The 23,650-nt window shown below is 51.2% G+C and carries 20 protein-coding genes and 2 pseudogenes; 13 read left to right on the top strand and 9 right to left on the bottom strand.

Annotated elements, in window-relative coordinates; all coding sequences use genetic code 11:
- Window positions 1–13: 13 nt before the first annotated feature.
- Window positions 14–2,040, top strand: a pseudogene (locus tag KDW_RS36455) (helicase-related protein); the annotation flags it as partial.
- Between the two features lie 274 nt (window positions 2,041–2,314).
- Here the strand turns inward: KDW_RS36455 and KDW_RS31840 are convergent.
- Window positions 2,315–2,605, bottom strand: coding sequence for a hypothetical protein (locus KDW_RS31840; RefSeq protein ID WP_162005350.1), 291 nt, complete (start codon window positions 2,603–2,605; stop codon window positions 2,315–2,317).
- Window positions 2,606–3,815: 1,210 nt separating this feature from the next.
- Entirely contained in the window at window positions 3,816–5,408 is a 1,593-nt protein-coding gene (locus KDW_RS34005; protein WP_233097744.1) for a YegS/Rv2252/BmrU family lipid kinase, read from the bottom strand.
- Between the two features lie 354 nt (window positions 5,409–5,762).
- Here KDW_RS34005 and KDW_RS18135 point away from each other — a divergent pair, with 354 nt between their 5' ends.
- Entirely contained in the window at window positions 5,763–6,374 is a 612-nt protein-coding gene (locus tag KDW_RS18135) for a Uma2 family endonuclease (protein WP_162005349.1), read from the top strand.
- Between the two features lie 65 nt (window positions 6,375–6,439).
- Here KDW_RS18135 and KDW_RS18130 read toward each other — a convergent pair whose 3' ends face one another.
- The gene (locus KDW_RS18130) at window positions 6,440–7,027 is read right to left on the bottom strand and encodes an MFS transporter (RefSeq protein WP_162005348.1); all 588 of its coding nucleotides are present in this window, start codon (window positions 7,025–7,027) and stop codon (window positions 6,440–6,442) included.
- A 32-nt stretch (window positions 7,028–7,059) separates the two neighbouring features.
- Window positions 7,060–7,809, bottom strand: coding sequence for an MFS transporter (locus KDW_RS18125; RefSeq protein ID WP_151757250.1), 750 nt, complete (start codon window positions 7,807–7,809; stop codon window positions 7,060–7,062).
- Between the two features lie 328 nt (window positions 7,810–8,137).
- On the opposite strand from KDW_RS18125, the gene KDW_RS18120 reads away from it, so the two are divergent.
- Entirely contained in the window at window positions 8,138–8,920 is a 783-nt protein-coding gene (locus KDW_RS18120) for a DUF899 family protein (protein WP_151757249.1), read from the top strand.
- Window positions 8,921–9,139: 219 nt separating this feature from the next.
- Window positions 9,140–10,861 carry a protein kinase domain-containing protein gene (locus KDW_RS18115; protein WP_151757248.1) on the top strand — a complete coding sequence of 574 codons (1,722 nt, stop codon included), beginning with the start codon at window positions 9,140–9,142 and terminating at the stop codon, window positions 10,859–10,861.
- Between the two features lie 111 nt (window positions 10,862–10,972).
- Here the strand turns inward: KDW_RS18115 and KDW_RS18110 are convergent, their stop codons facing one another.
- Entirely contained in the window at window positions 10,973–13,318 is a 2,346-nt protein-coding gene (locus KDW_RS18110) for a DUF4012 domain-containing protein (protein ID WP_151757247.1), read from the bottom strand.
- Between the two features lie 284 nt (window positions 13,319–13,602).
- On the opposite strand from KDW_RS18110, the gene KDW_RS18105 reads away from it, so the two are divergent.
- The 5 genes and pseudogenes from KDW_RS18105 to arsM all read left to right on the top strand — a co-directional run bounded on the left by KDW_RS18105 (window position 13,603) and on the right by arsM (window position 17,357).
- Window positions 13,603–14,388 (top strand): arsenate reductase/protein-tyrosine-phosphatase family protein, encoded by a 786-nt coding sequence (locus KDW_RS18105; RefSeq protein ID WP_151757246.1) that lies wholly within the window; start codon window positions 13,603–13,605, stop codon window positions 14,386–14,388.
- Window positions 14,378–15,180 (top strand): annotated as a pseudogene (locus KDW_RS35995) (MIP/aquaporin family protein). Before KDW_RS18105 ends, KDW_RS35995 begins: the two are co-directional and overlap by 11 nt.
- The gene (locus KDW_RS18095; RefSeq protein WP_151757245.1) at window positions 15,173–15,616 is read left to right on the top strand and encodes an arsenate reductase ArsC; all 444 of its coding nucleotides are present in this window, start codon (window positions 15,173–15,175) and stop codon (window positions 15,614–15,616) included. The pseudogene KDW_RS35995 and the gene KDW_RS18095 overlap by 8 nt, the downstream one beginning before the upstream one ends.
- A gap of 105 nt (window positions 15,617–15,721) precedes the next feature.
- Entirely contained in the window at window positions 15,722–16,405 is a 684-nt protein-coding gene (sigZ, locus tag KDW_RS18090; protein WP_151757244.1) for an RNA polymerase sigma factor SigZ, read from the top strand.
- Window positions 16,406–16,421: 16 nt separating this feature from the next.
- The gene (gene arsM / locus KDW_RS18085; protein ID WP_151757243.1) at window positions 16,422–17,357 is read left to right on the top strand and encodes an arsenite methyltransferase; all 936 of its coding nucleotides are present in this window, start codon (window positions 16,422–16,424) and stop codon (window positions 17,355–17,357) included.
- A 70-nt stretch (window positions 17,358–17,427) separates the two neighbouring features.
- Here arsM and KDW_RS18080 read toward each other — a convergent pair whose 3' ends face one another.
- From KDW_RS18080 to KDW_RS18070, 4 genes are all read right to left on the bottom strand, one after another.
- Window positions 17,428–18,624, bottom strand: coding sequence for an alpha/beta hydrolase family protein (locus tag KDW_RS18080; protein WP_162005346.1), 1,197 nt, complete (start codon window positions 18,622–18,624; stop codon window positions 17,428–17,430).
- A 119-nt stretch (window positions 18,625–18,743) separates the two neighbouring features.
- Complete coding sequence (locus KDW_RS35060) at window positions 18,744–18,875, bottom strand: hypothetical protein (protein WP_269822457.1); 132 nt, start codon at window positions 18,873–18,875, stop codon at window positions 18,744–18,746.
- Window positions 18,876–18,889: 14 nt separating this feature from the next.
- A complete protein-coding gene (locus KDW_RS18075; protein WP_151757241.1) occupies window positions 18,890–19,672 on the bottom strand; it encodes a hypothetical protein in 783 nt (260 codons plus the stop codon).
- Entirely contained in the window at window positions 19,669–19,983 is a 315-nt protein-coding gene (locus KDW_RS18070; RefSeq protein WP_151757240.1) for a PadR family transcriptional regulator, read from the bottom strand. The genes KDW_RS18075 and KDW_RS18070 overlap by 4 nt, the downstream gene beginning before the upstream one ends.
- A 197-nt stretch (window positions 19,984–20,180) precedes the next feature.
- Here KDW_RS18070 and KDW_RS18065 point away from each other — a divergent pair, with 197 nt between their 5' ends.
- From KDW_RS18065 to KDW_RS18050, 4 genes are all read left to right on the top strand, one after another.
- Complete coding sequence (locus tag KDW_RS18065) at window positions 20,181–20,687, top strand: mycothiol transferase (RefSeq protein ID WP_151757239.1); 507 nt, start codon at window positions 20,181–20,183, stop codon at window positions 20,685–20,687.
- Between the two features lie 63 nt (window positions 20,688–20,750).
- A complete protein-coding gene (locus KDW_RS18060) occupies window positions 20,751–21,758 on the top strand; it encodes a phosphotransferase family protein (RefSeq protein WP_162005345.1) in 1,008 nt (335 codons plus the stop codon).
- Window positions 21,759–21,902: 144 nt separating this feature from the next.
- Window positions 21,903–22,898, top strand: coding sequence for a sensor histidine kinase (locus KDW_RS18055; protein ID WP_151757237.1), 996 nt, complete (start codon window positions 21,903–21,905; stop codon window positions 22,896–22,898).
- A gap of 33 nt (window positions 22,899–22,931) precedes the next feature.
- The gene (locus KDW_RS18050) at window positions 22,932–23,630 is read left to right on the top strand and encodes a response regulator transcription factor (RefSeq protein ID WP_151757236.1); all 699 of its coding nucleotides are present in this window, start codon (window positions 22,932–22,934) and stop codon (window positions 23,628–23,630) included.
- Window positions 23,631–23,650 lie beyond the last annotated feature (20 nt).

The following is a 23,650-nucleotide window of genomic DNA, read 5'->3' as shown; positions in this document are numbered from 1 at the left end:
CTATGCACACATTGATGGCGAAACAGGACGCAAATACCTGGAATTCCAGGACAAGACACGCTCATATTTTCCTGTGCGTATCCCTCGTACCGTCAAATTTCTTATCAATGCTGAGCAGGATCCAGACAATGATCCGTACGCACTCCTCTATTCTGAAGCGGTCGTGCAAACCATCAGTGAGCTCAACCTGCCTCGCTATGGGATGGCCAGCTACCTCAATAAACGCAGCAAACCTATTGGAGCTGAAGCGGTCATCGTGCAAAGTCTCTCACGTGGTGGCAAGCGCCTGATGGGCTTCTGTCGCACCAACCTCTTTAAACGACTGGAAAGTGGTGGCCCGGCTTTTATCCAATCCATCGAGCGCCATATTCTGCGCAACTATATCTTTCTGTATGCCATTGAACACAATCTAGAGCTCCCTATTGGCACCCAGAATGCCGAGCTGCTGGATACCAGTACACAGAATCGGGGACAGTACCAACGACGAAGACGAAGAAATTGTGCTTCCTGATACCCAGGATGAAGATGATGCCAGCAATGAAGGGCTGGCCATCGTGGATGTGCTGTCAGATGCCGGGATAGATAATGGTGAATCCCAGACAGAAAAGTCATTAAAGCGCCAGGCAGCCGATACCTATCAACTCTATGCCACCCAATACCGCCGGCGCTTTAAGTGGATTAAAACGGAACATTTTAATCCAACACTGAAAAAAGACCTGCAACAGGATAGTCGCAAACTGCTCACCATTCTAGCGCAATGTGGCACCTGGGATACCGAGCAGGATGCAAAGTTTACGGCCTGGTAGATCTGCTCACCAACCAGCATCCCAATGAAAAAGTACTGATCTTCACCCAGTTTGCGGATACCGTACGCTATCTCACCGATCAACTCAAAGCCCGCGGTATCAGCGCCCTTGAAGGGGTTACCGGCGATGACGCAGACCCGACCATGTATGCCTGGCGCTTCAGTCCGAACAGCAACAATCATCGAGACAACGTTAAGCCAGCCGACGAGATCCGTGTCCTCATTGCCACCGACGTCTTGAGTGAAGGACAAAACCTCCAGGATGCCGCCATCGTTGTCAACTATGATCTGCCCTGGGCCATTATCCGCCTCATCCAGCGCGCTGGTCGTGTCGATCGTATCGGACAGCGCGCCGAAAACATCTATTGCTATTCGTTCCTGCCAGCGGAAGGCGTAGAACGCCTCATTCGTCTCCGCGAACGTGTGCGCAAACGCCTGGAAGAAAATGCCGAAGTCGTAGGAGCCGACGAATCCTTTTTCGAGGACGACATGAAGCAGCAATCCATGCTCGACCTCTATAACGAAAAAGCCGGAATCCTCGACGGCGATACCGACAGCGAAATTGACCTGGCCTCGCAAGCCTATCAAATCTGGAAAAACGCCACCGATGCCGATCCCAAATTGAAAGGCATCATCGAGCGCCTCCCAGGTGTCGCCTTCTCCACCCGAGCCCATCAGGGTACAGCCCTGGCCCCGAAGGCGTGCTCGTCTATATGCGCACCTCCGAAGGAAACGACTCGCTAGCCTGGATCAATCGCAAAGGTGAAAGCGTCACCCAATCGCAGCTCGCCATCCTACGCGCCGCAGCATGCGACTCCCAGACACCAGCCATTGCGCGCCCGGAAATCCAACACGACCTGGTCATGGCCGGAGTCAAACACATCATCGAAGAAGAAACCATCGGCTCCATAGGACAACTAGGAAGTCGCACTGGAGCACGCATGCGCACCTACAACCAGCTGAAACGCTTCACCGAAACCACCAAAGGAACACTCTTTCCTGCATCACCCGAGCTACTCAAAGCCATCGACGAAATCTACCGCTACCCGCTACAAGAATCAGCGCGCGACACCCTGAACCGCCAGCTCCGTACCGGCATCCAGGACGACGACCTCGCCGACCTCGTCATCAAGCTACGCGACGCCAACCGTCTCTGCCATATTCTAGAGGAGGAGGAGCCCCAGGAACCACAAATCATTTGTTCGCTTGGTCTCTTTGCACCAATAACATCATGAGGTAAGGCATAGTTAAAATCATGGTGATAGATGGAAGAGGAGACAGCGTCAGTCGTATGAAAAGCAAGAGCAAGCGCCAATTCACGTCCGATCAGGTCTTTTGCAGTTCCTACAGTCACCATGGTTTGCTCTTTCTATGAACCATACCTTAGGATTAATATCCATTGTGGTCAATAAAAAGCCTACTCATAGTATACATCCAGACCCATGAATAGGCTTGATAAATTTCTTTAGGCGAGCATTGAATGCGAATCTAGACCTACTATGTATGACCCTAGATCGTCAAATCTAAATTACGTTTAACGCTCTTCTTTTTTTTGCCAAAATCACTCTTTGGCCTGCGGCGTGTTGATGCTGGGCGTTTTGGTATACGATTTGCCCTAGATGTATTTTGCAAGGGCCGACGTCGGTTGTCTGAAGACATCTTTGTTACTTTTTGTCGCAACGCTTTAATACAACTAACAAGATTCTTTCGCACACGTTGACTTACAAGAACTAAAAGAAAGCCAGCAATTAACATGCACTGAGCAACTGGATGAAGATGACTTACATCTAAAATTGGCATCTGTACCTCTTTTCCATTAGATACAGGATGTTATTTCATACGACCCCTAGACTTTCACGACCCTAGTGACATAAAAATTTTCAGAAGCTGAGAATAAAGATTGACAGCCTCATTTAAGGCTAAATGAGGCAAATCAGCCCTTAAAATTTGACATGCCATAAGGTTTGTGCTATTGTTTGGCAATGTAAGTATTTTTACTAGGCAATTCCTTACATCACTAATAGCCCAGAAATGTAAAATTCTGGGGCTATAACAATCCAAGGTACGTAACAACCCCCTGTTCTGTACAACAATAAAAAGGTTATTCATTGGCAAATAGTGGTTGCTGTCACAACACACTAATGATATTGCCAATGAGTCCTTTTTTTTTAACTATCAGAGATATAGATTGCGAAATTTAAATTTGGCAATCTACGCGACTTCGCAGCATAGATTCAGCTAACTCAAGTCTATATCCTTCAGTTCATAGATATGATAACACATCTTAAAGAACACGTCAAGCTTTTTTGCAGAATTTATTATTTCAGAAGAAAAACGGAAAAAACATGGAAAAAACATGGAAAAAATGCAGAAATATTCAGAAATACACAAAATCATAATATGGGATTTTTAAGCGCACTAAAAAATATGGTATTAGCCAAACCGCTTGAGAAGTCAACCGAAGTAAGTGGCAAGCCATAAAAAATAGCCCAGTGAGTAGTTCAAATCCTCTCAGCACAGCAAAATAAAAAGGCGAGGATATTTTTACAAAATGCCCTTGTCTTTTTATATCAATAGTTCTGCCAGTTATCCTCCAACCATCCAACCTCTAGCCGCCAAAGGAAGCACCGCTATACAGAAAATACAGCAACCCAGACAAATAAGAGCCAATAAACACAAATAAACTGCCTTAATTTGAGATCAGGGAGGACAATAAGAAACGGCAGAAAACAAAAAGAAGCGAATCTCTCCACCAGCATGCAGTTGTGAAGCGAAGCGTCTCAAATGTTGGCTACAAGCCAGTTGAGACGCTTTTCTTTTTGTACATTGTTAGATCTTACGGCAATTTGCAAATGAAGTCTCCACGCTATTCCATAATCCTCTTTCGCACGAAGAACTATAGTTTGACTTGTTACGGGCAAAGATGCCGGGTCTGGATTGCTTGAGAGAAAAGCCTTCCAACATCCGTAACCGGCCTGGTTGAGCTCAGCTTCAGCAGCCTGTGCGCTGTTTACACCTCTTCCATCAGCAGGTCGCGGTAGGCTCCCTGCTGCTCTGGGGGTAGCATAGCGGCGATGCGTAGCATCATTTCCTGGGTACTGTTGCGTAGCGCCTCTTTACGCGTCAGGTCCGGTGATATTGCTGGAACATAGGGCTCGCCAAAACGCACGGAGACAGCCGGGCGAATGCCATCTCTTAAGTTCCAGATACGCCGTGTGCCGCTGAGTGCAATGGGGAGAACCGTAGCTCCGCTGCGCAGAGCAAGCATAGCTACACCTGTATAAGCCGCTAGCATCTGCTCTTCCTCAGCGACGGTTCCTTCAGGAAAGATGAGCAAGGCGCGTTGCTCGTGTAAGTAGGCAAGCGCCTGCTCCAGAGCCGCACGATCACTCTTGCCACGATGGACGGGAATCTGCTCGGTACGACGCGCCAGCCAGCCTACAATGGGCCAGGAGAAAAGCTCTTGCTTGGCAAAGAACCAGGTACGGCGAGGTAGAACGCCTACGACTAAGAGGGGATCGAACCAACTGAGATGATTGGAAACGAGCAAAAGAGGGCCGTTCACGGGCACATGCTCAGAGCCACGCACGGAGAGGCGGCACACCAGAAATATCAACAACCGGGCGACAGGACGCAACGTATTGTAAATGATGCGCCCCATCCGCCCACTTCCATATGATGTTGCCTGTTTCATACGCGCACCCACAACGCTTTCGGCAGGATGGTGGCATTCAAAGCTGCTCGCAGACATGGTTTCGCCATCCAGCTGGATATTTACGGACTTGCGACTCTCAATATGTACGGTTCTGGCGCGATAGAAGGTGACTTCCGACAGATCGCCGTGCTCACCTTTCTGAACGATTGGTAACAGGCGCAGGGCGCGCAGTAAGGGTGCGTAGCGAATGGTACAGATATCAAAGAGGCCATCGGTGTGATCGGCCTGGGGATTGATGCGAAAGCCGGCTCCATAGGTTGGTCCGGTGGTGACCGCCATGAGGACAAAGCGCTGTTCCTGCATATGCCCCTCTCGATCATCGTCCAGACTGAATTTCAGCCAGGGACAGCGATGATAGCCGAAGAACAACTGGCGCAGGGTTGATGTGTAATAGAGAGGCATACCGCTCAAGCGCAAATATTTTTTCAGGCTCCCCGCTGCCACCGCGATATCGGCATCCAGTCCCACACTGAACGAATTGGCGAAATAACGCTCATTTACCTGACCGGCATCCACATCAATCAATCTACCATTGAAGGCTCGCTCGACCGCGGCCTGGGGATCGCGAGGCAATTTTAGTGTATTCCAGGCGAAATCGCAACCTGAACCTGCTGGAATGATGCCCAACGGGACACGCTGGCTCACGCTTAACAGGCCATTGACGACTTCATTCACCGAGCCATCGCCACCAACAATAATCACGGGACGGTTCTGCATAGCAGCTTGACGGGCACGTTCCCGCGCCTCTCCTGGCGCGCTCGTTTCGATATACTCCGCATTTTCTTGTTTCGCACGGCTGCGCACAAGTGTACGATAGAGGTCTACCTTGCCATGCCGGGCGGCAGGATTGAGGATGACAAGAGGTTGAGATGACGCCGTTGTCTCCATAAATGTCTCCTTACATAGTGGATCTTACAGCGGTGACTGGCAAGATTGAATCCTCGATTACGCAGACAAGAGCACGATATATGGTTCAAGGTTCCCAACCATGGCTGTCGGCACGATTGTACCATAATCCGGAGACCTCTACAATTCCAGAGCGGATATTATCAAGAATTGGCTTCTTATTTTGATAGTTACCACCATAACTCATTTTTTACCCATCATTCTTCCTCATCAAACTTGTTCTCAGATCGCTGATCCATCATTTAACAAAGCTATAAACAGTAGGGATGAAAATATGATATGCTGCTAAAGAGCAGGGCCATTATATCAGCAAGTAGCAGCATTAAAGGAGCAACTATGGCGCTTCCAGAGTATCTATTCATGAGTATAGAAGATTATCTAACACTCGATAATAACAGCCAGGATGCACGCTATGAATATCTCGATGGAGAAGTCAGGATGCTTGCGGGTGGAAGCACCTACCATTCTGCGCTTAGTTCACGACTAGGGTCTATCTTAGAAAGGGCCTTAGAAAATAGCTCTTGCTGGACATATAATTCTGATATCCGCCTGGAGTTGTCAGAGTCATACTATGTCTATCCTGATTTGAGTGTGAGTTGTGAAGAAAGCGATCATGCACTCGACAATTCCATTCTTCATCCTTGCATAGTGATTGAAGTTCTCTCTCCCAGTACCGAGGCTACCGATACCGGCGAGAAACTTCGTGCGTATCTCGCGCATCCTTCCATACAGCAATATGTGATCGTTGATTCCCTCAGTATATGGATAGAGGTATATCACCGTGAAGATGATGGATGGAAACTGCGCACGTACGGACCAGGCAGTACTGTCAGTCTTGAACATCTCAATATTCAGTTTGCCGTTGATACCCTTTACCGAGGTATGGATCTCCAGGCGACACGCAGACAAGCCAAACGAAAAAGAGCACATAATCAGAGGAACTTTTAAGCCTCGTCAAAACGCAAAAAAAGCTCTTCGCTAAAAAGATTTATCAGATGTTTTTTGAGCTATGCTTATTCGTATTCTGCTCCAGTGAGTGCGACTTCTGGTATGTCGTTCAGTTGTTCGTCTAAGTGTATGGCGTGAGCCAGTTGGGCTGGAGTGGGTAGGGACACACGGTGCGATTTCAAGAGGCGTAGAGCAATCAGGCTTGCGCCGACGACAATGCATCCGCCAAAAATAAAGGTTCTTTGCGGGATGAGCCAGGCACTGGCGAGTACGACGGTCAATGATCCGGAGATCTCACCGAGCGAACTCACGGCTTCTTTTATACCGATCAGACTTGAACGATGCTGCAGTGTCGTGCGATCGAGATAGTAAACGTTGAGCAGCGGCCTCACCATCCCTCCCCCTATTCCTGCGAAGAGCGAGATCAAAAATAAGAGAATAAATTGATGGACAAATAGCAGCGCAAAGATGAGGAATGCGTGACTCAGGAAGCCGAGTACGATCGTGGCGCGTTTGTTGACACGCTCTCCCCATACGCTCAGGAGTAATAGTCCCAGTAACATTGCGAGTCCATGGGTACTCATGAGCAAGCCGAACTGGATGGGCGTAAAATGTAAAACCTTATAGAGATAGAGCGCTTTCTGGGGTGCCACAAATGATTGTCCAAATGCTGACACAAAATCGATTATGAGGAAACCAAAGAGGAATGAGAGCGGTACCATGAGTGATAGCAGGATGTGTTTTGATATCTTCCATGGCAAAGCCTGATGGACAGAGGTTTTCTGCTGATAGGTCCGGTTGGTGAAGGTCCGGGGATCATGATGCACACCAGGCAGAGCACGATCAAGTTTAAGAGTGCAGATATGCTAAAAGGAGCAATAGGTCCCCAGTGTGTCAGGAGAAATCCTCCAACAATAGGACCCAGCGTCAAACCGCCCGCATTGCCAGCCATCATGAGGCTGATGCGATGTGTCCGTTGCTGGCCAGGCACTACATCTGCAAATATGCCCATCATGGCTGGCATGATGCCCACACTGACGATGGCTTGAAACAGTCGTATGCCAATATAGGCAGAGACTGAATGCACACAGATAAACCCTATGTCTGCAACTACAAGGCCAGCAAAGCCAAGCAGCAGAAATGCGCGTTTGCCATAGCGATCCTCCAGTTCACCAACAAAAGGACCCAATAACAAGAGGGCAATGTGAGGAACCATGGTCATGAAACTGAGGTTTCTCAGTCCCGAAGAGGATTCTTTAAACAGATGAGCAAAAATAGGAAGTGTCATGCCCATACCGGTGGACATGAATAGTCCACACAGCGTAAATATGATAACCACCACGCGAGCTTGATCTGTTGTAGTGACTGGCTTCAGTTTTAAAAAGACGCGATAATCAATTTTTGATCCGGACAACGTTTCTGGTGTTCTTTTCATTCTTATCTCCTCAACACACACAAAACATCAACATAAACATAGGATACTCCGCGGAAGATAGACATATATCTACTAACTCATCCTGCTATTCGCCACATTACTATTTGAGACACCCATGTTCTCAGTTGAGCACAAAGGAGGTCTTCAGGTTTCAGGTTTTTGTTGAGAGGAAGCTGTGTTGCTTCCATAGCCAGGCCAGGGATTTGAGCAAGATAGGAGAAGTTTTATTCCTGCTTTGCCAGTAGAATAAAGCTAGTTGCTGATTGCAAGTACATCTATTCTCCCCATGCGTTCTCCCAAATGCACGAGGGAAAAGGAGGGAACACCTATGAATACGCTGGATCAACACAATCACCATGAGGCGCTGCCTGCGGTAGCTGATCGGTCCGCCTGGCAGGCGGAACTGGACAAGCTACTGGTGCGAGAAAAGGCACACACCCGCGAAGGGGATGCCATCGCGGCAGCTCGCAGGCGACTGCCGATGGTGGAGGTAGATCCCACGATTACATTGATCGGCCCACATGGACCAACCACGCTCCTGGAGGTCTTCGAGGGCCGCCAGCAGTTGATCGTCTACTTTCACATGTGGCACAATGGCCAACCCGCCAGCAGTCAGTGCGAGGGCTGCACCTTCTTCAACGGCCAGGTTCGTGAGCTGTCCTATCTGCATTCTCGCGGCGTCACCTACGCCACGTTCTGTGAGGGTCCGTACGAGGAGAGCGCCCGTTACCGCGACTTCATGGGATGGGATGTCCCGTGGTACTCGGTGCAAGACTCTGCCGACTCCCTGCTCGCCGGACGTGAGTTCGGCATGCTGGTGTGCTATCTACGACACGGCGACCGCGTGTTCGAGACCTACTGGACCACTGGACGCGGGGTGGAGGTGATGGCTCCCAGCTACGGACTGTTGGATATGACCGTGTCCGGCCGCCAGGAGAAATGGGAAGACTCGCCCGCCGGCTGGACGAAACGGTGGGCCACCGACAGCGCACAGTTCCGCACAGATGGACGCCCTACCGCCCAATGGTCCCGGCTCGCGGCCGGACGCTCCGATGACCTCGGCACCAGTACCACCTCTACAACCTCACACTGCTGCCAAAACCAGCCGTAACCTGGTAATCAGTAGCAATGCGGCGGCCAGCTCACGGTGATTGTGTTCGGTAGCGATAGCGACTACCGGCACGACATCGTGAACTGGCCAGTCAATATATAGTACTCTTTTGCCAGCATCTCTCCTTAAAAGGCTCAATCACATAGAAAGGTTTGTATAATTAAACTACACATTAGATGGATTACATGCCGTCGACTATAAGAGCTATGAGGAAATTGTATGCAGGTAGCAGACAGTCAGGGAGAGCAGTTCATTGGCCAGACACTTGGCCCTTATACATTAGAGCGTCTCGTCGGGCAAGGACAATGGAATGCAGTCTACCAGGCGCAACAGCAAACACCAAACCGGAGCGTCCTTTTGACGCTTTTTTTTCTCCCGGAGACCTACTCAGCAAGCGCACGTAAACGTTTTATAGAACGGCTGTATCGAGAAGGAGCGATCCTTGTCAGGTTAAACCATCCACATATTTTGCCGTTACTTGATGTCGGCGACCACGATGGCCATACCTATGCAGTGACCCCCTTGATTGCAGGTACGTCTCTTGCCAGCATATTACAGCATCAAGGCTATTTCTCTCCCGAACAGGCGCTAGAGATAGTGAAACCGCTGGCGCAAGCGCTGAACTATGCCCATCAAACAGGGGTAACGCATGGCGCACTCAGTACATCCAATGTGCTTTTTGACGCAGACCAGCAGGTACGCCTGGTGCGCTTTGGCTTCAACCGGCTCGGTGGCATACAGGGGATTGAAACGGCCTCTTCCCCTTATCCACAGCTCCTGAGTATCGCGAATACGCCACTGACTGGACTCGACTATTTTGCGCCAGAGGTTGTCCAGGGCGCTCTGGCAACGCCACACGCCGATATCTATGCGACCGGCATGCTGCTTTTTGAGCTCTTAACCGGCAAGCTTCCTTTCAAAAAGGTGCATTCGGTGGATGATGTACAGCAACGGCTACAGGTTACTGTACCTGCTCTCTCCAGTTTGCGGCCAGATATATCACCAAATATCGATCTGGTCATCCAACAAGCCACAAAGCGTGATCCCGCCCAACGCATCCAGACAGTTGATCAGCTGGCCAGAGCATTCGAGAAGGCACTCTACGCCCCGATCACTCATGCTACGCCACAGTCAAACCAACAAACCGTGGATCAACATAATGAGAGTCTGTTTGATTGGCTCAATCAGGAACTAACCATGCCAACGAATGCTTCGGCGTCCGCAGCATTCGCTGAAGGGATCACTTCCAGCGCAATTAAAACACCACGACGGCAACCAGCCACCAGGCCAGCGAAGAGCCGTCGTCAGGTCGTCGCATTACTGGCTACCGGTGGCGTCGCGACCGTGGCAGCATTGGGGCTTGGCAGTGTAGGAATGGCCTATGTATTTCGTACTCAATCAACACCATCCTCATCAGTAGCCAGCGTAAAGCATCCTGCTGCCACCACACCGGCAAGCAGCAAGACAGCAGTGCCTACAAAAAAAGTCAAAAACGCCCCTACACCTGCGCCGCAAACCGTCCCTCAGACACAACCAACAACGGCACCAACTCCCCAGGTTGTGCAAACGCCAGTGACACCCCCAACACCAACACCAACACCAGTGCCTACTGCCCCTCCCGCACCAGCACATACGGGTACAGTCATTGGCTCAACCGGCATGGGTACCAATACAGCGAAGAGTTTCACCAATCCAGCAAATGGAGATGCCAGCACACTGATTCACCTCCCAAACAACAATTTTGTCGCCTATGAAATCGCCTGTACACATAGAGGTGTACCAGTGTATTATGATAGCAACACACAGACATTGGTATGTCCTGCCCATGGAGCCATATTCGATCCGGCCCAGGGAGGCAAAGCTATTCAGGGACCTGCCACAAGGCCATTAAGTCCTGTCTCGATTCGCGTCAATGCAGATGGCACGCTCACCACAGGCTAACATTTCCACCAGGACGTGCCAGACAGACTGGAAAAATCATGATAAAACAACGGGGATATCTTATGTGATTAACAAGATATCCCCGTTGTTTTGTTGTATAGAGCGGTTTCATCACCACACTGGTTTATTTTGCAGAGTACAATTTACACCTTTCTTCTGGATGCTAAACATGGTGTTCTGACCATGGATCGTCTTCACATAATGTAAATCGCTATTGCCAGGGCAGGCAGCATCGGATATTGCTATATTCTCATTTACATCAAGCCCACCTTGCGCCTGCAGCAGCATCTGGTAAGCATGGCTCCCGAGCGACGGGACGGACCACGAGAGCGAGACCTTCATCACACAGTTATTCGGAACTGTAACCCAGCCTGCAAACATGCCCTTTCCCGGCTCATCACTCGTTGTATTATTAGTCGGCCCACCAATTTCATTAAGAGTGTAATCCGCGGCTGGCAAATTATCATTATACGGGATTGTAGTACCAATAGTAACAGGAGGTGTACACAGTAACGATCCATCATTATAGACATCTGGTGCCTGACAATAGGGATCAGAACAATGGACCTGTGGCTGCGAAAAACCAGTGCCACTCACCAGTGTACTGTTCTCCGGTACATAGACACGCACATAATCACGATAGGTGTCCTGTCCATACACACTCCCTTTTTGATGATAACTCAGTGTCATTAACATGCTATGGGTAGCATTCCCCTGCGCATCTACTGTGATCTTATCCTGAATAGAGGTGGTCACATATTGTGAGGCTTTACTGCCGCTGTCATTGCTCTGGACCACAAAAACCCCATCATAGGCATTCGAACGATCCATTTTTGCCGTTGAACCATACTTCTTAATCAGCCCTTCCAACTGCGAATTATCAAAATAAATCTGCAGATCCTTGGTCTTCATGGCTTGCAGCATCTGGTTTGCCATTGGCACCAGTTTCCCCAAGGGGAGATGGATTACAGACAACATAAGCTGTTGCGTGACACGCTGTGTGAAAAGCTTGCGTGCAAGCTCCCCATCTGGTTGATGCTCAAGGATCTTCTCTTTACCGATCCCAGCATTATCTAATTGATAAAAGTGGAGCTTTGCATTGAGATTCTGCGCGGTGACCGTTTCATTATAGAGGGGAATCACTATCGGGCCCGTAACCTGCAAGGTCTGCTGAATCAATTGTGGCGTGAATAGAATCAGACCATTGGCATTCTTCTGAAACTCAAATCTATAACGATCCAGAATGATCTTTGCCGATGTTGGAAAATCAGCGGACACATTGGCATCACGGATACCAAAATTATCGAATGGCCACCAATTTCTATATAATCCAGGTGCGACCTGACCGACAACACGATTGTCAAAAAGATTACGATCGATAGGCCCGCTTCCACCAGACAAGTGACTATGATCTTCCTCGTAAGCACCAAGGTTCTTCATCGCTAGTGGTGCCATATGTCCGCCCGTAAAGGTAAGCTCGCCAAACTGACCAGTAAAACCACCGGTAGAACGCAACTCGGCAGTATCCATTGGCTCCAGCAGAGCCGTGCGCACACCTCCAATACCCAATAACCAGGCGATAGCATCCTTGTATTGTGGTACCTGAGAGAGCGCGTTATCGACTGCCGGAAGTTGAGGCAGAATATCAGAGATCATCTGACTCTGGCTACCACTGAGTGGTAGGCCAGTCAGAGAGAGTCCCTGGGAGTAATGATTCATATCGTGCATCAGTGGAATAATCGTGGTTACCAGGTCGATGACCTGATTATAGGAATCCTGGTCCAGATAGGGATGGTTAGGATCGTGGCTCTTCTTGAGCGCTGGTCCAAGCTTAGGAGCAAGGATGAGGGCAGTTTTGATGACGTGCTGCCCGGCGGCAGTTCCATCAACGGCGATATGACCGATCTTGCGCAGAGACGTAAGCTGGTTCGGCAGCAACGAACCGGCCAGCGAGATTGAGCCATCATGATCAAGCTCATCGCTGAGATCTACAAAACTACTATGTGCCGCATCCATCTCGGTCTGAGCCTGGCGCAGTTTATTAACATCGAAATATCTCGAATAATCGTCCCTGGTACCGCCTTGAAAGATCGTTGCGATGGCACGCATATGCGTCAGGCCGCCCTCTACCTGATTATAGAGGATGATGCCGTTGATCGCTTCAAATAGACTGATCGTGAACGGAATCAACAAGGCAAATACAAGCACAACACAAAGCACTTTGCCACGCTTCGAGAGTCGATTATATCTATTGTGTGCTCGCTTAAATATACCCTTTTCTTTGTTCTTACCCTGTTTGTTTTGAGGAGCCGGGGTAGAAGGAGACCATCCTGGCTGCTGTACAAAAGGGGCAACTGGTACAGCGCCTGGATTGAGTGGACGCGTATACCTTGGCCCTGGAGGCGATCCTGGCTGTTCAGATGGGCGAAGCAGCTTGTGATCAGGCGACTCAAACATAAATGCTTCCCTTCGTATATATACATAAAATAGTGCAAATTCATCGAATCTGGCAAAGCTGTATAAAATAAACTGGTAGATATTTTGTGTATTTGCAAAAGCGGTATCATACAATGTAGCGCATCGACGCACATAAATGTATCATCACTAGTATTTATGGTTGAGTTGTGTCCCTTCTTTCTGCTACCCACACCGATCCATATCCTTGCGCTTCGTCAGGTGAGCTGTTATAATTCCATCAAATTATTTTGATACAAATAGATTTGATGGATTGGAAGAGCTCAATGAAGATAGTGGCTGCACATCCTCCCGGCGTTCTCAAGCTGGTAGCCCATGAGATTCGCTGGGCAGTATTACGGGAACTGGCACGCTCTGACTACCGCGTTCAGGAGTTGGTCGAGCGGCTCCAGATCCCACAAAATCTGCTTTCCTATCATTTACGCAAACTTCGTGAAGGCCAGTTGGTGACTGAACGACGGAGTAGTGCGGATGAACGAGAGGTGTATTATCGTCTGGATCTGGAGCAGTTCCAGGCAAGCTATCTCGCTGCTGGTTCTCTGGTTCACCCTGCGCTCACGACGTTGATGGAAAACGTGCCGCTTTCAGAGTCCCCTTCCCGGCTGCCAGCGTTGCGCGTACTCTTTCTGTGTACGGAAAACAGCGCGCGTTCCCAGATGGCCGAGGCGCTCCTGCGCCACCTGAGTCACGGAGAGATTGAGGCATACAGTGCGGGCAGTCAGCCGGCTGTAAAGGTTCATCCCCTGGCTCGCCGCGTCATGGAGCAGATGGGCATCGACATGCGTCAGGCCGTCCCCAAACATTTTCAGGTCTTTGAGGGACAGGACTTCGATGCGATGGTCACGGTCTGTGATCGCGTCGTTGAGTCCTGTCCCACCTTCCCTGATGATCCTGAGCGTGTGCACTGGAGCTTTCGCGATCCCGCTTCTGTGCAGGGGACAGAAGCGGAGCAACTCCAGGCCTTTGAACAGACTGCACAGCAATTAATCACCCGCATTCGCTCATTATTACCTCAGTTAGCACACAAGAAAAGGAACGCTCGTGAGCAGTAACACCATCATAGAACGTCGTCAACAACCTCGCCTTCGGCGCTCATCTCTCCGGGGACGTACAGAAGCTACCTGGGCAGCATATATTGCAGAGGGGCTTGGCACCTTTGGACTGGTATTTGCAGGGTGCGGAGCCATCATGATTGACACACTTTCACATGGAGCCATCACCCATGTTGGGGTTGGCCTCGTCTTTGGCCTGATCATCACGGTGATGATCTACACCTTTGGACATATCAGTGGTGCCCACTTCAATCCAGCCGTGACGCTCGCCTTTGTGGTCGCCCGCCATTTTCCTGTCCGGCGGCTCATTGGCTACTGGAGCGCGCAACTGCTGGGAGCGCTGCTGGCCGCCGGCTGCTTACGGCTCCTTCTGGGCGATGCCGCCGCGCTGGGCAGCACACTTCCGGCAGGAAACGGGGAGCCTGGCAGTCCTTCGGACTCGAAACCCTGCTGACATTTTTCCTGATGATCGTTATCATGGCAATGGCAACCGATACACGTGCCGTGGGACAATCTGCCGCGCTCGCGATTGGCGCGACGGTGGGGCTGGAAGCGCTCTTTGCAGGACCCATCTGTGGAGCTTCGATGAATCCCGCGCGTTCCCTGGGTCCTGCCCTGATGAGTGGGACGCTCACGGCACAATGGATTTATATCCTGGGACCAATGCTTGGCGCGGTCACCGGAGCACTGGCCTACCGCTGGCTGCGCGAGCTCAGCCTCCTCTCAGCAGAAACTGGAAGCACTGAGAGCACTGAGGTATCCCACACACACGAGGAGAAGACCTATGTCTGAGCAAACGACCTCGACACAGCAACCTATGCGGATACTCTTTCTCTGCACCCATAACTCGTCGCGTTCCCAGATGGCCGAAGGGCTTCTGCGCGCGCGTGGAGGATCTGCGTTTGAGGTCTTGAGCGCAGGGACCGAGCCACGCAGGGTGCATCCGCTGGCAATCAAAGCCATGCGGGAGATTGGCATTGATATCAGTCAGCATCGGGCCAAAAGCCTGGAGGAATTTCGGGAGCAGCCACCAGTAGACCTGGTAATCACCGTCTGCGATGAGGCCGCAGAGGCCTGTCCCTTCTTCCCAAACGCGCGTCGTCAGGAGCATTGGGGCTTTCCCGATCCAAGTCGGGTCGAGGGCAGCAAAGAGGAACGGCTGGCGGCTTTTCGCCATATCCGTGATCTGATTGCTGAGCGTCTCACTCAGTTTCTCCGTCTCCAGTAGGACACTTCGCTGTTTCTCCTGTTATACAACGGCATGGAGTGCGTCCTTTTGGTGATCCATTCGTCTCTTCAGGAAGAACAAGAGCGATGCTGAAAGGGAAAAGCAATGGCAACCATCACGGAACAAGCATGGGATGCGTTTCACGCGCCTCTATACCACTTCATTCGCCGCCGGGTGGCAGATGAAGATACCGCGGAAGATCTATTACAAGAGGTCTTTCTCAAAATCCATCAACGAGGAGAGCATCTGAGAGATGCTCGACGCCTGGAAAGCTGGATCTACCAGATCACGCGCAATCTGATCATTGATTACTACCGCAGCCGCCACCAGAGCATGGCATCACTGGACGCGGCTGCGGAGCTGGAATTTCCAGAGGAACTACCAGACAATGATATTGTCAGTGAGCTGTTCCCCTGTGTTCGCGCCATGGTCCTGGCGTTGCCCGAGCAGGATCGGCAAGCGTTGATCCTCACGGAGTATCAGGGACTGACGCAGAAAGAACTGGGTGAGCGACTGGGCCTCTCGTTTTCTGGCGCAAAATCACGCGTGCAACGGGCCAGGGAAAAGCTCAAGCAAGAGCTGCTGGCCTGTTGTCATTTTGAACTGGATCGCCGTGGGCATATCCTGAACTATCAATCGCGCTGTGACTGCTGTGAACAGGCCACCTGTTGTGACGACACGACCACCAGCAGCACACAGCAGCCTGTGCGTCCTTTTTTGTCGAACTCCGTCTCTTCTAGCAAAGGAAAACGAGAGGGGCGTGATGCTCTTCTCATCGTTAGAAATTGAAAGGAATTTGGCCTCTATGAACACCATTCCTCAAAGTGATGAACAGTTGCGACAAGAAGTAAGCGCCCGGTATGCGCGAACCGCCAGACAGGTGCTTGGTACCCCGGTGGAACAGGCGGAATCCTGTTGTGCATCAGGCTGTTGCGAGCCATCAGAAAAAGTTGAGCCACAACCAGCTCAAACAGACTCCTGTTGTGAGTCGAGCTGTTGTTCCTCTACAACCGATTCTGGCGACCCGATTACGTCTGATCTCTACACACGAATGGAGTTGGGCGAGATACCTGTTGCAGCGGCCCTGGCCTCCCTTGGCTGTGGCAACCCGACCGCGCTCGCCGAGTTGAAGCCTGGCGAGAAAGTGTTGGACCTGGGTAGTGGAGGAGGCATTGATGTCCTGCTTTCGGCCAGGCGCGTCGGGCCAACCGGCTTTACCTATGGCCTGGACATGACGGATCCCATGTTGGAGCTGGCGAGGCGCAATCAACAAGAAGCAGGCATCGAGAATGTCCGGTTTTTAAAAGGCATCATTGAGGCGATCCCTTTGCCTGCCGACAGCGTGGATGTTGTCATCTCCAACTGCGTGATTAATCTCTCGGCGGACAAAAGCCAGGTGTTGCGTGAAGCCTACCGCATCCTGACCCCTGGTGGCCGTTTTGCCGTCTCAGATATTGTCGTGCAGGGTGATCTCCCACCCACCATCCGCCATGATATGGAGTCCTGGGCAGGCTGTATGGCCGGGGCACTTGAAGAAGACACCTATCGCTCGTTACTGCAAGCGGCAGGATTTGTCGATATCGAGGTAGAGGTCACCCGGCGCTATGGGCTGGATGACATTGCTTCAAGCGGGGCAAAAAACTCTGTAGCATCCCTCTCACCCGAAGAGCGAAGCGCCATTGAAGGACGCTTTATCAGTGCGTTCGTTCGAGCACGTAAGCCAGAAAAACAGCAAGCGTAAGAGAAAGTCAGACCCATTGAGATCCAGCAAACAATATTCATCCTGTTTGCTGGATCTGTTGTTTATCCCCTCAAAAAGAAGAGAATTGCACCTCGGGATACTCCTTCACTGGTCCATGGAGCAACGGTGAGGGGTGGTTATTCAGGTGGGTGTCAAAAAAAGCACGTATATATGTCCGCGTGACCTTCACTCCACGCACTCCATCAATGGAGCCAAGCACACCGAAAAAACGAAACAATGAGAAATAGACGGCGTAATCGGAAAAGTTAAAGTGCTCTGTATCTTTGACGCTTATGTGATAACGTGCGTCTGGTGGTACAGTACGCAAGACAGACCGAATCTCGGTCTGGAAGCTGTGACAGTCGACATCAGAGCAGCTACCCTCATCGTGCTCGATCACCATAAACGGCTTATCAAGCCCCGTCTGCACCACATTACCAAAAAAATCGCCATCGAGATCAATGCCAGCCTTACAGCGCGCATCCAGATGGCACGCCTGGGCCGCAGCCGCGCCGCCAAAGGAATGTCCGAAGACACCAAGTCGTGTGAGATCGAGGTGCTGGCTGAATATGTCCCCTGGCAGCGTATTCAGCCTTGTAAGCTGGTCCATAACAAACGTGATATCCTGGGCCCAGACCGGGATCAGCTGATTACCGGCGGCCTGCAAATTCGCAGCAGCCTCGACCGAGCCAGCCGGAGTCGAAGGAGCCTGGCGTCCATCGGGAAAGACCACGATATTCGAGCTGTAGGTAGGGGTAATAGCGAAGATAATATAGCCGTGGCTGGCGAGATCCTCAAGGAGGGTCGTGTACTGTGTCGGCATTTTACCCATCCCAGGCTCAAAGATAAGCACGGGATAGCGTGCTGCACCTGTCGCGAGTGGTGCACGATCAACACTGTGGGTCTGAAGCGCATCGCTGCTCTGTACGATCGCATTGTCGCTCGCCTGCGCCCATGCCGGCGGCAGATAGGGAGCGGTCTGCGCTCCCGCCACATGCTCAGCGGGATACCAGGACCAGACCACCAGCTCTCTTTTCATCCCGGCATGTAGTGCAAGAGGATCTATCCGAGCCTGATCGGTCCAATCATACTCTCTTCTACCAACGGCAGAGGTGCCCGTGGGAGCCAGCAACACACGTACTTGATGGCGTTGGATCTCAATATAGGCCACACAGGAAACAATAATGATTATGAACACGAGCAGCAGGCTCAGGAAGATCCTGAGCCACCTTTTTACCCATGGACGGCGGTATATCCGAGCAAACATACAGTTCCCTCCTGAACTTTTAAACATGATGAACGGTTGATAGGACATCGATTACTGGCGCGTGATGGCTGGCCTGGTAACCGGGCCAGCGAGAGGATAGAGAGAATTGTGCCCGACGTTCAGACGGTAGCGCTACATAGGACGGAGCGAGCCGAGAGGCCGCGTATAAGCGAGATCACAGCGAATATGGTCGCCAGCACCATCGCCAGAACAATACCAAGCCAGGTACCGATAGCACTCAATCCGACCACCCCGTTATCCCCGGTCAGGAGTTGAGGTGCACCAACACGCAGGCCCACGCCCAGAGCAGGGTCGCTACTGCCATGAATCCCATCGCAATCGTCGCCAGGATGGAGGGGGGCAGCGCAAAGCGCAGGAACTTCTCAGGAATCTCGCTTCTTGTGACCACGAAGCAGATCGCACCCGCGCTTATGATGGAGGAGGCAAGGAGCACACCCAGGAAGAGGCCTCGCCCCAGTGCTATTTGTCCCAGAGAGAGCAGCTGACTATCTGGATGAAAGAGGACTTTCAACAGAGACAACGACCAGAGAAAGGACACGAACGCCAGAACAGGTACAGCCAGCCCAATCAACGGGCCAGCTCGCCGCCGTACCAGCGCAAATTTGATCGCAGCGAAAAGAATCGGCACACCACCAACCAGGACAGCAAGCAAGGCCACAACAGCGCCAATAACAACCAGGGAAAAAGTGAGACCCACCATATCCTGTGTGCGTGCAACCTCTTGAAAAGCTGCGGCTTCAGTCATCTTCTGAAAGCTCAGTCCCGCGAGAATAAAGGCAACATAGGCACAGAATATGGTCAGCAATGAGCTACGGAGAAGAACATACATCCGCCTCATCTTTTCTGGTGACGGCATCTCTATTGTGCCAAAGCAAGGATGAAGATGGGCATCAAACGCGCCTCGTATGATATCTATCCCTTCCCGCAGGGAAAGAGGACGAGATGAGAGCACAACCAGAAACTCATCTTCATAACGAGCACGCCAGACCCGAGGGTAGAGGCACAGCAACAGCTTCTGTATACTCATAGTGTTGCCAACCTCCCCAGACCGAGCGCGGCCAGGGTCTCCATACTGGTGAGCTGCTCACGAAGGAAGACGATTCCCGCAGAGGTCAGGCGATAAGGGCGCCGCCCGCGCTCCTCAGATGGCAACGCCTCAATCCAACCAGACTCCTCCAGGCGTGCGATAGCTCCATAGAGCGTTCCCGTTCCCAGGCGAACGCGGGCCATGGCCTCAATATCCTCCATAATAGCGTAGCCATGTTTTTTCCCACCGGCCAGGCTCGCTAAGATCAAAATAGACGGATCAGAAAACCGTCCCAGGTCAGGCGTAGCCATACGACATTCCTCCTTAGTTCCATAGTACGTTTAACGATATGTCATTTACTGATATGTCGTTAAACGTACTATAATTGATAGGAGAGAACATTGTCAATAACCCTGTGTGCCTGAAAATGGGTTCTTGCGTGCATGCGCAAAGCGCTAAGGCATAATGTGATATAGTGAAAGAAAGAGAATTTATGTAGGAGGGAACAATGGTATCAAATAAATTGCTCACAGATGCATTTGGACGCATACAAGAAGTCATTCACCAGGTAGTCCCGGGTCTAAGTCGAGAAGATTTAGCATTCCGCCCAAACGAATCGGCAAACTCGATCGGCTGGCTGGTGTGGCACTTAACGCGAATACAGGATGATCATATCGCTGGCGTCGCCCGGACAAAACAAGTCTGGCACACGGGCTGGTCAAAGCAATTCGCCTTACCATTGGAAGACAATGACACTGGCTATGGTCATAGCAGCAAAGACGTTGCCTCCGTCCAGGCAAGTGCAGAATTACTCCTCGGCTACTATGATGCGGTCCATGCCGCCACCATCAACTACCTGCAGAGCTTAAAGGATGAAGACTACGATAAAGTCGTCGACACACGCTGGAACCCACCCGTAACCCTGGCCGTACGGCTCATCAGCGTCATTACCGATGACCTCCAGCACGCCGGCCAGGCCGCCTACATTCGCGGCTTACTCAACAACAAAAAGTAGTGGCAGCGCTCGCCGCTGCAACCTCTCGACGTACCAGCAAAGCCCACAAGGAGTGCAGTAGCATTGAAATATACACACATCGAGCGTGAGGCGGGGGCCTTTCAGCAACCGATACCGGCAGAGACGATTGAGAAGCTATGTAAGCGAGCGTTTGGGGAGTCCACCGAAGTAGTAGCAGCGCGAGAGTTGGGCAATGGCGAGTACAACAATGTCTATCTATTCGAGTTCGTCGGGAGGGATGCGGTAATACTGCGTGTAGCTCCTCGGTCAACCGGGCAGGTTGGATGGCTTGAGCATAGTTTCATGCGGAGCGAGTATATGCTCCAGCCATATTTTGCTCCAATCGCACCGCTCATCCCGAAGATCCTCATGATAGACTTTACCCATCAGCTTCTTGAGCGGGACTATATGTTCCAGACGTATATGCCGGGTGAGCTGTGGTCCAATGTGATGGATGAATTGACTGAAGCTGAAAATGATGCCCTATGGCGGCAGTTCGCCCACATTGTCAGAACAATCTCCACTATCAAGGGAGAAGCATTCGGCATGCCTTATCCAGGACAGCAGTTCGCAACCTGGGGCGGAAAAATACTGGATACACTTGAGCAGTCACGACGAGAGGCCGCAGGCTATGGACTCGACAGCGAGCCCATCCAGATGCTCCTCGATATCGCCTCTGCTCATGTTGACCTGCTTGATGAAATTACCACACCATACTTGCGACACGGAGACCTCTGGCCGTTCAATATCCTGATTCAGCGCCAAGAGGATGGTCCAGTAATCAGCGCTGTACTCGATGCCGACCAAGGTTCCTGGGGCGATCCGCTCGCCGACTGGACATTTAATCTGCTTGAACGCAAGGCTTCTCCTCACATCCAGGAACTCTTCTGGCAAGCGTTTGGTCGACCAGAAGAGACACCCGGTCTACGCTTCAGGACAAGCCTCTACAAAGGGATGCATTGTTGCCAGGCGCTCAACTGGCTGCAACGGCTCAATCTCACACAACATCACAAAGAAGTATATGCAGACCTGTACAAAGCACTGACTGAATTGCAGAGGCTCGCATCGTAGCGGCACGCTTGCCGCTGCAACCGCTTCCCGCATGAACAAGTTACCTGGCTGTAATAGTTCAAACATCCCAACATCCCTGGAACGATCGAAGCGAAACAGCAAAAATGGTATACTGGATGAGCATTTGTATTGAGGTGCAACACTATGCATCCATATATTTATATCACGAGCGAGGAACTTGTCTCGCAACACATCACCATCTTATATGATGCCCTGCTCACCCACGCCCTTGACCCCCTGGCGTGTCAGCATGTACTGGCGCAGGCAATTTCGTCTGAAGCCACCGAGTTTATGGTTGAGATGAAGCGCTATGGACAGCGGCTGGTGCTACAGTTACGCCTCTTTGATGTCGGTGATGAAACCGGACAGCCTATCGGTCGTGTCCTGCTCTTACGCGATGTCACCCGTGAGCGTGAGCTAGATGAGTTTAAATCCACGCTGCTCGCGGCGGTTGGACATGAGCTACGCACGCCGCTTGCCTCCATCAAAGGCTATGCCTCCACCCTGCTGCAAGAAGATGTCATCTGGTCAGCACTGGATCAACATAACTTCTTACAGACCATTAGTAGTGAGGCTGATCGGCTAGCACAACTGGTAAGTAACCTGCTGGATCTATCGCGCCAGGAGGCGGGCCTGCTCCAACTCAATCGCACGCCAACCAGTATTGAGGACCTGGTTATAGAGACAATCGAGCGTATCCATCGTCCAGACGCAAAGATTTCCTGGCACATTCCCGAGCAAATGCTCCTGGTTGATATCGACAGTGCACGTATAGAGGTCGTGCTGCATAATCTGGTGATGAATGCCTGCGCGTATGGCGAGGGCGAAATAAGAATCACGGCAGCAAAAAAGCAGGATCAGATTGTGGTTGCGGTAACCAATCAGGGACATGGTATCCCACCTGATGAACTGCCGCATATCTTTGATCGCTTCTATCGCGCGCGTCATGGTCATCAGCAGCGTCCAGGCGGGACAGGACTGGGCCTGACCATTTGTAAAGCGTTTATCGCTGCCCATGGGGGCACAATCCGGGCTGAGAGTAGTGAAGAGCACACCACAATCTCATTTACGCTGCCTCTTTACGTTTCCGCTCCACCACATGACACACACACCAGTACACCCATCACTATTCAGGAGTAACCAGGCCATTTTATAAATTCACAGGAGGTATGTATGACCAAAGCGAAGCGTATTTTACTGGCAGAGGATGAAGTGGCACTGCGTGAGTTTATCAGCCGAAACTTACAAGCGCGCGGCTTTGAAGTGCTGGAGGCCAGCAATGGCTTAGAGGCGGTCGCACTGTGGGAAAGGGAAAATCCACATTTGTTGATATTGGATATTATGATGCCGCGGATGGACGGGCTTGAAGTCTGTCAACGGGTACGCAAGCATTCCGCTGTACCCATCATTGTCCTGACAGCCCTGGATGCTGAGCCAGATAGAGTGACGGCCCTCGATCTCGGCGCGGATGACTATCTGACCAAGCCATTTGGGGTAGAGGAACTGATGGCCCGGGTACGGGCAGTCTTGCGCCGTACACACAGCGATACAACTATCATCGATACTGGCTTTCAACATTTTGGTGAACTTGAAGTTGATCTCAATGGTCATGTTGTACGTTTGCGCGGAGAAGAGGTGCGGCTCTCGCCCACCGAGTTTAAACTTCTGAAAGAGCTACTAAGCAATCCAGGAAAAGTACTCACCCACCGCACGCTCCTGCAACGCATATGGGGACCGGAATATGGAGGAGAAGCAGAATATTTGCGCGTCTACATTAATCGCTTACGCCAGAAATTAGAGGCCGATGCTGCCAATCCACGCTATTTCTTGACCGAACCCGGTGTAGGTTATCGCTTTATGACCCCCCCGTAGCGGCAGCGACAAGCGCGGCC

It is taken from the genome of Dictyobacter vulcani (assembly GCF_008974265.1).
In the GTDB taxonomy this organism is placed as follows: domain Bacteria; phylum Chloroflexota; class Ktedonobacteria; order Ktedonobacterales; family Ktedonobacteraceae; genus Dictyobacter; species Dictyobacter vulcani.
This window is presented reverse-complemented; position numbering and strand designations above follow the sequence as displayed.